The 12841-nt window shown below is 60.2% G+C and carries 14 protein-coding genes; 6 read left to right on the top strand and 8 right to left on the bottom strand.

Annotation, left to right across the window (positions count from 1 at the left end; genetic code table 11):
- Positions 1-27 precede the first annotated feature (27 nt).
- Positions 28-2259 (bottom strand): catalase/peroxidase HPI, encoded by a 2232-nt coding sequence (gene katG, locus AAGW23_RS08160; protein WP_342405962.1) that lies wholly within the window; start codon positions 2257-2259, stop codon positions 28-30.
- 309 nt (positions 2260-2568) lie between these two features.
- Here katG and AAGW23_RS08165 point away from each other — a divergent pair, with 309 nt between their 5' ends.
- Positions 2569-3264 carry a GNAT family N-acetyltransferase gene (locus tag AAGW23_RS08165; protein WP_342405963.1) on the top strand — a complete coding sequence of 232 codons (696 nt, stop codon included), beginning with the start codon at positions 2569-2571 and terminating at the stop codon, positions 3262-3264.
- Between the two features lie 279 nt (positions 3265-3543).
- Positions 3544-3987 carry a DUF2846 domain-containing protein gene (locus AAGW23_RS08170; RefSeq protein ID WP_342405964.1) on the top strand — a complete coding sequence of 148 codons (444 nt, stop codon included), beginning with the start codon at positions 3544-3546 and terminating at the stop codon, positions 3985-3987.
- Between the two features lie 199 nt (positions 3988-4186).
- Here AAGW23_RS08170 and AAGW23_RS08175 read toward each other — a convergent pair whose 3' ends face one another.
- Positions 4187-4930 carry a class I SAM-dependent methyltransferase gene (locus tag AAGW23_RS08175; RefSeq protein ID WP_342405965.1) on the bottom strand — a complete coding sequence of 248 codons (744 nt, stop codon included), beginning with the start codon at positions 4928-4930 and terminating at the stop codon, positions 4187-4189.
- A gap of 390 nt (positions 4931-5320) precedes the next feature.
- On the opposite strand from AAGW23_RS08175, the gene AAGW23_RS08180 reads away from it, so the two are divergent.
- Positions 5321-6091 carry a hypothetical protein gene (locus tag AAGW23_RS08180; protein ID WP_342405966.1) on the top strand — a complete coding sequence of 257 codons (771 nt, stop codon included), beginning with the start codon at positions 5321-5323 and terminating at the stop codon, positions 6089-6091.
- Positions 6092-6126: 35 nt separating this feature from the next.
- Here AAGW23_RS08180 and AAGW23_RS08185 read toward each other — a convergent pair whose 3' ends face one another.
- Entirely contained in the window at positions 6127-6765 is a 639-nt protein-coding gene (locus AAGW23_RS08185; RefSeq protein WP_342405967.1) for a TetR/AcrR family transcriptional regulator, read from the bottom strand.
- A 73-nt stretch (positions 6766-6838) separates the two neighbouring features.
- On the opposite strand from AAGW23_RS08185, the gene AAGW23_RS08190 reads away from it, so the two are divergent.
- Positions 6839-7942 (top strand): DUF2855 family protein, encoded by a 1104-nt coding sequence (locus tag AAGW23_RS08190; protein WP_342405968.1) that lies wholly within the window; start codon positions 6839-6841, stop codon positions 7940-7942.
- Between the two features lie 179 nt (positions 7943-8121).
- Here the strand turns inward: AAGW23_RS08190 and AAGW23_RS08195 are convergent, their stop codons facing one another.
- Both AAGW23_RS08195 and AAGW23_RS08200 read right to left on the bottom strand, forming a co-directional pair.
- Entirely contained in the window at positions 8122-8895 is a 774-nt protein-coding gene (locus tag AAGW23_RS08195; protein ID WP_342405969.1) for a hypothetical protein, read from the bottom strand.
- A 295-nt stretch (positions 8896-9190) separates the two neighbouring features.
- Positions 9191-9577, bottom strand: coding sequence for a helix-turn-helix domain-containing protein (locus AAGW23_RS08200; protein ID WP_342405970.1), 387 nt, complete (start codon positions 9575-9577; stop codon positions 9191-9193).
- Positions 9578-9664: 87 nt separating this feature from the next.
- Between AAGW23_RS08200 and AAGW23_RS08205 the strand changes: the two genes are divergently transcribed.
- Together AAGW23_RS08205 and AAGW23_RS08210 are read left to right on the top strand one after the other, a co-directional pair.
- Positions 9665-10723, top strand: a complete 1059-nt coding sequence (locus AAGW23_RS08205) for an SDR family oxidoreductase (protein ID WP_342405972.1) — start codon at positions 9665-9667, stop codon at positions 10721-10723.
- A 72-nt stretch (positions 10724-10795) separates the two neighbouring features.
- Positions 10796-11287, top strand: a complete 492-nt coding sequence (locus AAGW23_RS08210; protein WP_319298251.1) for an RNA methyltransferase — start codon at positions 10796-10798, stop codon at positions 11285-11287.
- An 85-nt stretch (positions 11288-11372) separates the two neighbouring features.
- Here AAGW23_RS08210 and AAGW23_RS08215 read toward each other — a convergent pair whose 3' ends face one another.
- From AAGW23_RS08215 to AAGW23_RS08225, 3 genes are all read right to left on the bottom strand, one after another.
- The gene (locus AAGW23_RS08215) at positions 11373-11501 is read right to left on the bottom strand and encodes a hypothetical protein (protein ID WP_019340225.1); all 129 of its coding nucleotides are present in this window, start codon (positions 11499-11501) and stop codon (positions 11373-11375) included.
- 151 nt (positions 11502-11652) lie between these two features.
- Positions 11653-11802, bottom strand: coding sequence for a hypothetical protein (locus tag AAGW23_RS08220; RefSeq protein ID WP_342405975.1), 150 nt, complete (start codon positions 11800-11802; stop codon positions 11653-11655).
- 148 nt (positions 11803-11950) lie between these two features.
- The gene (locus AAGW23_RS08225) at positions 11951-12799 is read right to left on the bottom strand and encodes a CAP domain-containing protein (protein WP_342405977.1); all 849 of its coding nucleotides are present in this window, start codon (positions 12797-12799) and stop codon (positions 11951-11953) included.
- Between the last annotated feature and the right edge of the window lie 42 nt (positions 12800-12841).

The raw sequence follows: 12841 nt of genomic DNA on the forward strand, positions 1-12841 counted from the left end.
CCCCCCCCCCCCCCCCCCCCGCGAGGCTTAAGCGGAGAGCTTCTGGCTGAAATTATCGGCAGGCTTGCCGATATCGAGCCGATCCACGTTCATCACCTTGTCCCAGGCTTTGACGAAGTCCTGGACGAACTTCTCGTTGCCGTCAGCCATGCCGTAGACCTCGGCCTGTGCACGCAGCTCCGATTGTGCACCGAAGATCAGGTCCACACGGGTAGCGGTCCAGGTGGGCTGGCGGGTCTTGCGGTCGAGCCCCTGGTAGCGGTTTTTGTGCTCGGTCGCGACCCACTCGCTCTGCATGCTCAACAGGTTGACGAAGAAGTCGTTCGACAAGGTGCCCACGCGCTTGGTGAAGACGCCGTCCGAGCCGCCGTCCGCGTTGGTGCCCAGCACGCGCATACCACCAACCAGCACGGTCATTTCCGGCGCGCTGAGGCGAAGCAGGTGCGCCTTGTCGACCAGCGCTTCCTCGGGCGCCATGAAGTGCGACTCGTGGTAGTAGTTGCGGAAACCATCGGCGACCGGCCGCAGCGCCTCGAAGGATTGCGCATCAGTCCATTCTTCCTCGGCATCCATCCGGCCCGGCGTGAAGGGAACGGTAACATTCACCCCGCCGTCCTGCGCCGCCTTCTCGACCGCAGCGCAACCGGCGAGAACGATCAGGTCGGCCATGGAGATCTTTTTGCCGCCGGTGGCCGAAGCGTTGAACTCGCTCTGAATCTCGGTCAGCTTTTCCAGCACGCGAGCCAGCAGCGCCGGATTGTTGGTTTCCCAATCCTTCTGCGGGGCGAAGCGGATACGTGCACCGTTGGCACCGCCACGCTTGTCCGAACCGCGATAGGTCGATGCCGAAGCCCAGGCTACCGATACCAGCTCGGAGACGGAAAAGCCTAGTCCCAAGATCTTCTGCTTCAGCGCGGCGATGTCGGCTTCATCGACCAACGGATGGTCGCACTCCGGGATCGGGTCCTGCCAGATTTGCGTCTCCTTCGGCACCAGCGGGCCGAGATAACGGCCAATAGGCCCCATGTCGCGGTGGGTCAGCTTGAACCAGGCCTTGGCAAACGCCTCGGCGAACTCGTCCGGGTTCTCCAGGAAGTGCCGGGAGATCGGTTCGTAGATCGGGTCGAATCGCAGCGCCAGATCGGAGGTAAGCATGGTCGGCTTGCGCTTCTTGTTCGGATCGAACGGATCCGGCATGACCTCTGGCGCATCCTTCGCGACCCACTGGTGCGCACCGGCCGGGCTCTTGGTCAATTCCCACTCGAAATTGAACAGGTTTTCGAAGAAGTAGTTGGACCACTGGGTCGGTGTCTGGCTCCAGATGACTTCGAGGCCGGAGGTAATGGCGTCTGCGCCCACTCCGGTCTGGAACCGGCTGCGCCAGCCCAGGCCCTGATCTTCGATCACGGCGCCTTCCGGGTCCGGACCCAGCAGCGAGGGATCGCCTGCACCGTGGGTCTTGCCGAAGGTATGGCCACCGGCGATCAGCGCCACGGTTTCGTAGTCATCCATCGCCATGCGGGCAAAGGTTTCACGAATGTCGATGGCGGAGGCTTTCGCGTCCGGGTTGCCGTTCGGGCCTTCCGGATTCACGTAGATCAGGCCCATCTGCACGGCGCCAAGGCCGGGGTGCAGCTGGCGTTCACCGCTGTAGCGCTCATCGCCCAGCCAGGTGCCTTCAGGGCCCCAGAACAGTTCTTCGGGCTCCCAGGTATCGGCGCGACCACCAGCGAAGCCGAAGGTCTTCAGGCCCATGGACTCCAGCGCCACGTTACCGGTGAGCACGTAGAGGTCGGCCCAGGAGAGATTGCGCCCGTATTTCTGCTTGATCGGCCACAGCAGGCGACGGGCCTTGTCCAGCGAGGCGTTGTCCGGCCAGCTGTTGAGCGGGGCAAAGCGCTGCTGGCCACCACCTGCGCCGCCGCGGCCATCGGTGATGCGGTAGGTCCCGGCGCTGTGCCAGGCGAGCCGGATGAACAGGCCGCCGTAGTGGCCGAAGTCGGCCGGCCACCAATCCTGAGAATCAGTCATCAGGGCATGCAGGTCGGCGATAACCGCGTCAAGATCAAGGGATTCAAACGCAGCCGCGTAGTCGAAATCACCGCCGTAGGGATTGGAACGCGGCGAGTGCTGGTTGAGTGAAGTGAGGCTCAGTGCCTCAGGCCACCAGTCTTTATTACTCGGGCGCTTGCGCGGCGCACCAGCGCCGTGGCCGAACGGGCATCCACCACCAGTGTTTTCTCCAGATTCAGCGTTCATATTCTGCTCCTTAGGGTTGTCATTGACGCGTTCACGCGCCGCTGAAAAGAACTTAGCACTCCGCTAACGACTGCCTGATCGACACATCTAGCGGTACTTTGCAGCCAAAATCCTCTAAAAACTGATAAGCCGCCGCCATCAAGCGCTTTTTTGCTCTCTAAAGTTATGCAAAGCGCTGAACAGCAAATTTGCCTATCGGCACGATAGGCTCGCCCTCTCCTACCGCGTGTAAGCGGGAAGTCTTCTTCTGCGTCACTCACGTTTAACGCCCGCTACAATGCAGCGATTGACCCACTTGGAGCCCTGCCCATGTTCACCCTCGCCCACCTGGATACCCCACCGCCGGAATCGATGGAGAGCCAGCTGCTGCAGATGGTGGTGGACTATCTCAGCGACGTCAGCTCTGTATCACTCGCGCCCAGCAACCCGCTGTATCAGCTGTATCAGTATGTCGTCGGTTTCGAAGTGCATCGCTACCTGAGCAGCATGAACGGCGCGCAGGCCGGAAAGCCGGAGCTGATCATGGCGCTGGACGCCGAAGACCCGGCTCGTATGCTCGGTTTTGCTCTATATCTGCCTTACGTGGACGATCCCGATGCCTGTGCGCTGCTCTATCTGGCGGTGCAGGCCAGCCATCGCCAGCAGGGCATCGGGCGCGCCATGGTGGAGGCGATGCTGGCGCGCTATCCGCATGGGGAAGTGGCATGCGTGGCCAGCAAGGTGCCGTATTTTCAATCGCTGGGCTTTCAGCCATTGGCGGCCCGCGGCCCCCAGGTCGGCATGAACACCCGGAGCCAGGCGTCCAATGGCCTGTTGGCGGTGCAGGACCTGGATCCGATCTTCAAATCAGAGGAAGTGCGCCAGATTCATAGCTATCTGGTCAAACAGCACGGCGCCGAAGCCATGCGCGACGCTGAGAAAAACCGCGATCAGCTACTCGATGAGCTGGCACAGCAGGCGATTCATCTAACGCAGACGTCCTCAACGGCCAACCGGTTGCATTGATTGAATCGTGCCTGAAGCCCCACGCGCGATACGACCGGCTCCTCATTACTCCAATCCGCCTGATAGACACGTCTGCCTGCGAACGAGGAGTCATTCGGCCATAGTCACTGCGCCCCATTGCCGAAGGATTGGCCGCCTATCCGGGCCCCGTGACAAAACGTGATCCACAGCACTGAATCGGTTTGAAAGCCTTGCCCGTATAAACGGCGAGGCTAAGGTGCGCGTGCTGGCAATCTAATAGCAAACCAGTTTCAGCCTTACACTCAGGAACGAGTATCTATGTTTAAGCACCTCATGATGAGCGCCGCCGCGCTGAGCTTCGCCGTATTGACCGGCTGCGCCTCGGTACCGATGGAATCCCCCGAAAAGGACCAGGCGTTCAAATCCTTCCCGGCGCCACCGACAGATCAGGCCGGTCTGTACATATTCCGCGACTCAATGCTCGGGGCTGCGCTCAAGAAGTCGGTGAAGATAGACGGGGAAGTTATCGGCGAAACAGCGGCTAACACATACTTTTACCGCCTCGTCACGCCTGGCCCACATACGCTTGCCACCGAATCGGAATTCAGTGACAACCTTCTCGAGCTGAATGCACTGGCCGGCAAAAATCACTACGTTCGCCAGTCAATCAAGATGGGCGTGTTCGTCGGTGGCGCCAAGCTGACCGAGGTATCCGAAAGCGAAGGTCAGAAAGCCGTAGCGAACACGGAACTCGCCCGCTGATAGCGGCAGGAGCGGCATGGGGGGGTCGGATTTCGACCTAACAATCGACGTCATCCCCGCAGCTGCAAAAAAGCCCCGCCATTGCGGGGCTTTTTATTGTTGCTGTTTATGTGAACCCTGTACGTCTCCAAATGGAGAAATACGGTTTTACGCTTGTACCCCAGTGCATGCGAGGCCGTTGATCTCACCCCCTAATCCGTCAGGTCCTCACACACGCAAAGATCGCATTCCCGGACGTCCCGTTCCAGGGCAGGATCTTTTCGTAATCGTGTTCAAGGATGTGGACCTCGAAGTACGGCCGCAACAGCTCGCTCAATTCGGCGAAACTAACCGCTACCATGGGATGCTCGTCGTGCCATCGCTGACTGTCCCCTCCAGTCTTTTTTTCGATCCGCAGCCTCAACAGCTGCCGCTCACCCGTGCCCGGGTAGTACCAGCCAGAGCTGAAATTGAATAAGCCATCGGGGTGGCTCGCGTCGTGCGATACGAATGAATCATTGTCGATGGCATGCTTGTCGACGGCGTTGAAGCAGAACAGCCCACCGGTCGCCAATGCGCCGCACACGTGGGCGATGCAGGCCTTTAACCGTTCGATGTCGGCGCTGTAGTGGATGGAATACAAGAAGCAGGTGATCAGATCAACCCGCTGGCCTACGGTGAAACCACACATGTCCTGCCGCGTGAAGCGGGCTTCAGGACAGCGAATAGCCGCCCTGTCGAGCATGGGTTGATTGATGTCGAGCCCACCGCTTTCAAAGCCCGCGTCGATGAAATGCCGCACGTGGGGGCCGGTGCCACAGGCCAGATCCAAGTGCCGGTTGCCGCCATTGCCGAACAGTTTCTGCAGACGATACACACAGTGGCTTTGCGCGCTGTAGTCGATGTCGGCGCACATGAGATCGTAGTAACCCGACAGGTCGGTATAGATGGCTGTGCCGGGCATAAGGGCCTGATGTTCTGGACGTGTGACGTTGGCGGGCGCGCATCATATCGCCAGTTGAAACCGGCGTCGCGCGAGACCTGAAGCTGACGATGACGGCAGCGACCACCACGCCGCGTAAGCCCAGCGACCGTCGACAGCAGGCATGCCACCCTGCGGCCCCTATAGGCATCCGAAACACAGTCGAGGCAACCGATGGGCCGGGCCTCGACTCGGGATATGCCGCCCTACGACAGATAACCCCCGCGCTGAAATAGAGATTACCGGCGGGTAGATCGAACAGTTTTTTGAGGAACTCCCCTGTCGGTCGTACGCCCAACCATGTAAGCGAGCTGAAGAGATTCAAGCGAAATGCAGTTCGTTTCCCCGAAAACGCAAACGGAGGAGACATACATGAACTTCAAGCAATCGACTTCCCTATCGGCAGCAGTATTGGCCGCATCCCTTGCCATGGGGATGCCCACCGCGGCCGTCGCCCAGCAGGCGAGCCAGACAACACAAGCAGGTCAAAAGGCCGCTCCGGGGATGCAAACCATCTCCGTTGGTCACAACGTGGTAGATGCGGTAGACGATGTCCGCGAGACCGCGGTTGATTTCGTCGGCGCGCTGCTCTCGGCCGAAGAAGGCCTAGGCCTGGGCAACTGGGAGCAGCAGGAAAAGCGCCTGTCGGAAATCGAAGAACAGCTGCAGCAGATGGAAACCGTGCTGGACGAAAAAGCGGAAGCCACGGACCAGGAATGGCTGGACTGGATGGGGGGGCCCGAGTACAGCGTGACGGTCACCCAGCAAGTCAAAAGCCTTGGCGCTCACCTCGAAGAAGTCTCCGGCATTCTGGCCGAGAACTGGCAAACCAAGGGTATTCAGGTATTGGTCGGCAGCAACGTGCTGGAGCAGCTGCGCGACCTGCGTGAAACCACCAGTGATCTGCTCAATTCCATGGAGCGAGCAGGTAATGACTATGGCTGGACGTCCGATCCAAAGCAGTTCAAGCAGGCTCGCGAGCGCCTGGACAAACTATCCAAGAACATTGATCAACCACTGATGATGTCCGATGCCGATTGGCGCAGCTATCTCGAATCCGACCGCTTTCATGTGGTCATCCACGATAACGTGTCGACCTTGGCTGACATCCTGCAGAACCTGACCACGCCAACCAAGAGCTAATCAGCCTCTCGCTCATCGGGGCCGCGGCAGTATCTTCAGGTACTGCTGCGGCTCTGATTCGACTCAAGCGTGCGTAGGCACAGCTGCTCCATGCACTCAGCCCAGGCGGTCATTCGATCCGCTTCGAGCTGCACCAGCATCGCGTAGCGACGTCCGCCCCATACCGAAAGATGAAGCGCTTCCAGGGTCGCAGCCGAGGGGCGCAGCGGCATGTCGGTCGCGGCGTCGATGACTCGATGCCAAGCGCCCAACAAGTCCTCATAAACCCGGCGCTGATGCTTGGGCTCGGCCACCAGCGTTTCCAGTTCGAGCATGTCCGGATGAAACCAGGGCAGCTGTGACTCGACCCCGGCCAGCGTACGTACCAGCCGTCGAATTCGCTCGGACCAGGCAAGCGCCATGGGCGCTACCGCTTGCACGTCGATTGTCTCGAGCAGCTGCTCGACGCAATAACGCACATAGCCCGAGTGCAGCGCGTGCTTGCTGGGGAAATAGTCGTACAGGGTGCCAATGGCCACGCCGGCCTCCAGAGCGACCGCTCGGGTCGTCAATCGAGACCAGCCATCGCGCTGCCATATCCGAACATAGCTGTCGAAAATCGCCTGAACGGTGACCTTGGCCCGCTCCTGAGTAGGCCGTTTGAGCGGCTTGGCGCTCGGCAATCGTGTGTTCATGGAATCCGAACCCGGCGGTTAAACGAAAGGGCTACAGTCAATGCCGTCTATTTACAAACCCAAGGTGCCATCGATGAGCGTCATTCGCCAGTTGCAGAACAACAAGAAAGACATGGGGCAGAGCCGCCTTCAGACCCAGCCGATGCCGGAACTGAAACCCGGCGAAGCCCTGCTGCGGATCAGCCGACTGGCGCTGACCACCAACAACGTCACCTATGCAGCCTTTGGCGAAACCCCTCACCTGCGTTACTGGGACTTCTACCCTACTGGCGATGCCGAGTGGTTCCACATGCCGGCGTGGGGCTTCGCCGAAGTTGTAGAGAGCACCGTCGATGGCCTGGCAAAGGGCGAGCGCTTCTATGGCTTCTGGCCGATCGCCAGCCATGTCGTAATGCAACCGGTGCGAGTCTCCGAGCGCGGCTTCTATGACGGCGCCGAACACCGCCTTGAACTCACATCCGCCTACAACCAGTACCAGCGCATCAGCAGCGATGACGCCTATCGCGCCGAGAGCGAGAACTACCAGATGCTGCTGCGGCCGCTGTTCATCACTTCGTTCATGCTGGCCGACTTCCTCGACGACAACGCCTTCTTCGGTGCGCGACAGATTCTGATGTCTAGCGCCTCGAGCAAGACTGCGTACGGCACCGCGTTCTGCCTGCAGGACAATCCGGCGGTGCAACTGATCGGGCTGACTTCCGCCGGCAACACGAACTTCGTGCAAGGCCTGGGTTGCTACCAGCAGGCGTTGGGTTACGATCAGCTCGCTTCGCTGGACCCTAGCGTGCCCACGCTCTACGTCGACTTCTCCGGCAGCGCCGATCTACGCCGGCAGATCCACAGCCATTTCAAGGATGCCCTGGTGTACGACTGCTTCGCCGGGTCAGCCCAGAACCACGAATACAGAAAGACGGACGCAACGCTGGCGGGACCGCAGCCTCAGCCCTACTTCGCGCCTTATCAGATCAAGAAACGCAACGCCGACTGGGGCCCCGCCGAGGTGACCCGTCGCTTCAACGAGGCACAACTGGCGTTTATCGCCCGGGTAAGCGATGCGCAGCAGCCCTGGATGCAAGTCAACGAACACACCGGTCTCGAAGCCGCACAAGCGCTGGCCGAGTCCTTGATCAAGGGCGAGATCAATCCACTGGAAGGCCACGCCGTGGTTCTCGATTGACCTTCTAACATTGCGGTTTTGTGGCATGCCAGCCGAACGTATTGAGCGTGCGGCTGGCGTCTATTGAGCAAATTGCAAGCCTGTCTATCAGAAACCGCTGTTGGCGACCAACTCTGATCGAGTGGGCCAGTCTAGCGAATCCCGGCGCACCTGATCGTCAAACGCACCGGGAGCAGGATTCAAAGCCGGTTATCGTGCAGCCCGGCGTAGAGGCGGGTCATTTCGTTGAGCTGACGGAACATCGACTCGGAATTCACTGCGACGATCGTCGGTACGAATTGCTTGGAGGTAAAGGCCTTGCTCGCGAACTTCCAACGGGCGTCGGTCTTGCGCAGGGCTTCGGCGATTTCCGGGTTGGGCGCATCGGCTGTCTGCAGCTCGGCCATGATGACGCCGAACTCTGCAACCGAAGCTGCGAACTCCTTTTCAAGATCCGGATCCTGCACGCCCCAGGCACGAGCCATGTAGAACATGGCGGTGCGCTGCGTCAGTACGCGGTTCCAGCCACTGCGGTTGATCGAATGCGATGCGGCATCACCATTGTGTTGCTCGAACAGATCGGTGACTTGCTGGGTCTGGCGAACCAGCTCTTCGGCCTTCGCCAGTACGAGCGGAGCCTGAACCTTGTCCGGCGTACTGGCCGCCAGAGCGCGGTAGTCGGCCCAGGTGCGCTCCACGTCATTCAACGCAACGCGAATGGCGTCACTCGGCGCAGCCGCCTTGAGCTGGGCATGGTGATCTTCGAACAAGGCCAGGCTGGCGGCACGTTGTTTGATGGCTTCGTCCACTTTCACGCCGGCGCCGATCATCAGGTAATCCTTGGCGACGATCTGCCCCAGACTGCGCTGCAGACCGGCCATGTTCATGATTTCCAAAGGCGCCATATCCGCCCAGCACGCCGCACTCAGCAGACTGCAACCCAATAGCAGCGCGCGCAGAGATTTCTTGATCAACACGGTAAATCCTTTCTGGCTTGAAGATACGCAGGTCGCTTCTGCGGCCAGCGTCTGAGTCCCGCCGCGAATAATCGCGTTGATGCGCCACCCAGCCCGCCATTGGATTCGGTCTACCTTTCTCTAACCTTGCAGCGAACGAAAGCGAAGGCGTTAAGTGATGGAAGTGTGAAGTCACACACCATACTGAGAGGTTATGCGAGAGCGCCTGGATAAGGCGGAGCCAGCTTTCGCCCTATCGTTCCGCAAACGCCAGCAAGGCGGCGTAAAGCTGTCCGCCGCTCAGGTCTCGGCTTCACTCACCCCGTCTGCGCGAGGTGCGCCTTGGTTGCAGTTGGTCCAGCGCGCCTGAGTTCTGCCTTGCCCAGTCGTAGATCATCTCGATGGGCTGGACCATCAGCTTGCCCAGTGGAGAGAGTGCATAACTCACCGCTGGCGGTACGGTATCGAGCGTATGCCGTTCGATCAGCCCGCTGCCCTCCAGCTCACGCAGCGTCTGGATTAGCATCTTCTTGGATATACCCGGCAGGCTTCGATGCAATGCGCCGCTGCGAGCGGTGCCGCCGTGGCGCGCATGCAGGGTGTGCAGAATCATGCTGGTCCACTTGGTCGAGAAGATCTCGAGCACGCGTCTTGGGGCGCAGTCTTCGCGCCATTGTTCTTCGTCAGAGCCGGGTTGCATGAGGGATGGTTACCATTTGGTGCCGACTTGGATCGGCATTTTCGAGTGGGTAAGGTGCAGGCCTGTTTCGTTTTGTGGGGTCTGAAGATGACAAATCAAGCACTGGTGGTCGGCGCGAGTGGAATCGTGGGTAGCGCGGTGTCTCGCCTGCTGGCCAAAGAAGGCTGGGCGGTCGCCGGGCTGGCGCGTCGGCCGAATACCGAAGCCGGTATCACACCGATCAGTGCCGACCTGCTGGACCCCGATGCGCTAGCCTCGGCGCTGGACGGTGTTTCGCCCACGCATATCTTCCTTACCACCTGGGCGCGCCAGGCCACCGAGGCGGAAAATATCCGCGTCAATGCACTGATGATTCGCAATGTGCTCGAAGCCGTTCGAGCTTCAGGCTCGGTCCGCCATGTGGCGCTGGTTACCGGCCTTAAACACTATCTCGGCCCATTCGAAGCCTACGGCAAAGGCACGCTGCCACAGACGCCGTTTCGTGAGGAACAAGGGCGGCTCGACGTCGAGAACTTCTACTACGCCCAGGAAGATGAGGTGTTTGCCGCCGCGGTGCGTGACGGCTTCAGCTGGAGCGTCCACCGGCCTCACACCATCACCGGTGTCGCGGTCGGCAATGCGATGAACATGGCCACCACGCTGGCCGTATACGCCTCGATCTGTCGTCAGACCGGTCGCCCATTCCGGTTCCCTGGATCGGAAGTCCAGTGGAACAGCCTGACCGACATGACGGATTCTGCGCAGCTTGCCAAGCAAATGCGCTGGGCCTCGACCACGCCGGCGGCCGCCAATCAGGCGTTCAACATCGTTAACGGTGATGTGTTTCGCTGGAAATGGATGTGGTCGCGCATTGCCGAGTGGTTTGGCATCGAAGCGGCACCTTTCGAAGGTCCGGCGCCGCTGGAGCAGCAGATGTCAGGCGATGCGCCGGTTTGGGCTGAGATGGCCAAACAATTCGAACTGGCCGAAGCTGACATCAACCAACTGATTTCGCCGTGGCACACTGACGCCGATCTGGGCCGCCCAATCGAGGTGGTGACTGACATGTCGAAAAGCCGGAAGCTTGGTTTTCTGGAATACCAATCCAGTGACGATGCGTTCTACGAGGTTTTTGCCAAGCTGCGTGCGAGCAAGCTGATTCCCTGAACGCGACAAGGCAACCGGCTGGCGACGAGACTGTCCCGTATACTCGCGCGTTTTCCGCGCGAGTCTTTTCCAGTGAGCAACAAACGTTACGCCTGCATCGGCCTGAGCAATCCGAAATCACCATCAAACGTTGGGGCGATCATGCGGGCGGCGGGCTGCTATGGCGCGGCGTCGGTGTTCTACACCGGCACTCGCTACGACCGAGCCAAAGACTTCATCACCGACACCAAGAAAGTCCATCAGGACATTCCGCTGATCAACATCGATGATCTGCGCAAGATCCTGCCGCTCGGCTGCGTGCCGGTCGCCGTGGAGTTGGTCGAAGGTGCGCGAGCCCTTCCTGAGTACACCCATCCGGATCGCGCGCTGTACATCTTCGGCGCGGAAGATGGCTCGCTGAGCAAAGAGATCCGTGACTGGTGCGAGGACGTGGTCTACATCCCCACCAACGGCTGCATGAATTTGGCGGCGACGGTCAACGTGGTGCTCTACGACCGCCTGGCCAAGGGCAACAACACCCGTTCCGGCCCTGGGTTTGGACGACAGGTTCAACAACCCAACTAGTCGAATGGCAGGGGCCCGGTTGAGCAACCCCTAGACGCAGCTAACAGTGGGTGACCGGCAGGCCTGTGGGATAAGCCGAGCCAGGTCACGCCGACTTCATCATCACCAGAACGAAGCCGACGACGATACCGGCCACGGCGATTACCCAGCCGATCCGATGGGCGCGGTTCTTTTCTGCTTGGCGAACAGGGTCTACTGGCTTCTTCTTTCTCACGATCTACCTGCCTTTGGGAAAACACACGACTGCCCGCTAGCACCTTTGCGCTACCGGGCACGACGCGCGTCCTTTTAAGCTGGGCGGATTGAATTGTCCAGCATCGCGCCTGGCGAAAAGCCTCTGCTGGCTTGGGAACAGGCACTGCCCATTAGCCAAGCGGGCTTTCTCCGGCGTTCGGTTCGTCCTTCGGCTCGATCTGTTCTTCTTGTTCGTTTTCACCTGACTCAGGCACGTCGCCGTATTCGTCGTAGTCCGGTGGGGTCAGGCCATCCTTGAGCGGGTCTTTAGGGTCGGTCATGTCGTTGGCTCCTTTTCTGTTGCCTGCAAGATTGAACGGCTCCCTTGTTCGAACGCACCGCCCCATCAAATGTTCGCTGGCGACCGAGGCCGATGGGAAAACAAACGTTTGCCATCGTTGACCCATAGAGGTATCGGCCCAGCAGGCCTTATTGCGCGCCGAAGAATGCGGCCCAATGGATTCCGGCATCGCTCTGCGGGTCCACTGCATACGCAGCGCCCAGCTCGCTGAACTGCGGGTTCATCAGATTGGCGCAATGCCCTGGATTCGCCAGCCAGCCTTCGACAATCTGTCGCGGTCGATCCAGCGCGGCGGCGATGTTCTGACCGACCGGCGCACCGGGATAACCGGCCAGCTCCGCCCTGTCGCCCGGCGTTCGCCCATCACGATCCAGATGGCTGAAGAAGTTACCGTTGGCCATTGCCCGGCTGTGGGCCTCGGCAAGGCTGGCAAGCGTTGCGTTCCAGGTCAGTGGAGCGGCTGCGTCGAAGGGTTTGCCTGCACATTGGCGCGCGCTCGCTCGTACCCGGTTGATCTCATCAAGCAGCGACTTCCCCTCAGTCTGGGAGTCTTTCAGGTGGCCACCGAGGATCGGCCGTGCCAGCACGATGCGCCAGTCGCGCCCTTCGCGACTTACGCCGATCTCGGCGTACTGCGGGTCGAGCACCACACCACAAAAACTTTCACGCAGCGCCTGCATCGCGGCTTGCGCATCACGCGGGCCGGACAAGCTGATGGCCTGCACATTGGCCATCGGATAACCGTTGCGGCCCAGCGAGCCCTGCAGATCCCCAGCGCCGGTTGCGGGCAACACCAGGCGCGAGTCCGGTAACAGCGCCGTCAACTCCTCGCTCGCCCGTTCTTCGCAGCGCTGCACTTCGCTGCGATAGGCGTTGATCGTCTCGATCAACTGCCCCTCCTCTCCTGTGCTGGCCGCAATCGCCATAGCGTTGCAGGTAAGCGTTACCAACAGCAGTGAGAGGGAAAGCAGGCGCATGAAGATCTCCAGATAGCACGGATGCGAACGCTGAAGATGCAC

Source organism: Stutzerimonas chloritidismutans (assembly GCF_038562055.1).
Classification (GTDB): Bacteria; Pseudomonadota; Gammaproteobacteria; order Pseudomonadales; family Pseudomonadaceae; genus Stutzerimonas; species Stutzerimonas chloritidismutans_A.

What these genes read in the sequence shown, in the direction of transcription:
- AAGW23_RS08200 (WP_342405970.1), bottom strand. Translation starts at nt 9,577, where the DNA reads ATGCAACCCGGCTCTGACGAAGAACAATGGCGCGAAGACTGCGCCCCA.
- AAGW23_RS08225 (WP_342405977.1), bottom strand. Translation starts at nt 12,799, where the DNA reads ATGCGCCTGCTTTCCCTCTCACTGCTGTTGGTAACGCTTACCTGCAAC.
- AAGW23_RS08190 (WP_342405968.1), top strand. Translation starts at nt 6,839, where the DNA reads ATGAGCGTCATTCGCCAGTTGCAGAACAACAAGAAAGACATGGGGCAG.
- AAGW23_RS08170 (WP_342405964.1), top strand. Translation starts at nt 3,544, where the DNA reads ATGTTTAAGCACCTCATGATGAGCGCCGCCGCGCTGAGCTTCGCCGTA.
- AAGW23_RS08180 (WP_342405966.1), top strand. Translation starts at nt 5,321, where the DNA reads ATGAACTTCAAGCAATCGACTTCCCTATCGGCAGCAGTATTGGCCGCA.
- AAGW23_RS08220 (WP_342405975.1), bottom strand. Translation starts at nt 11,802, where the DNA reads ATGACCGACCCTAAAGACCCGCTCAAGGATGGCCTGACCCCACCGGAC.
- AAGW23_RS08175 (WP_342405965.1), bottom strand. Translation starts at nt 4,930, where the DNA reads ATGCCCGGCACAGCCATCTATACCGACCTGTCGGGTTACTACGATCTC.
- AAGW23_RS08185 (WP_342405967.1), bottom strand. Translation starts at nt 6,765, where the DNA reads ATGAACACACGATTGCCGAGCGCCAAGCCGCTCAAACGGCCTACTCAG.
- AAGW23_RS08205 (WP_342405972.1), top strand. Translation starts at nt 9,665, where the DNA reads ATGACAAATCAAGCACTGGTGGTCGGCGCGAGTGGAATCGTGGGTAGC.
- AAGW23_RS08165 (WP_342405963.1), top strand. Translation starts at nt 2,569, where the DNA reads ATGTTCACCCTCGCCCACCTGGATACCCCACCGCCGGAATCGATGGAG.
- katG (WP_342405962.1), bottom strand. Translation starts at nt 2,259, where the DNA reads ATGAACGCTGAATCTGGAGAAAACACTGGTGGTGGATGCCCGTTCGGC.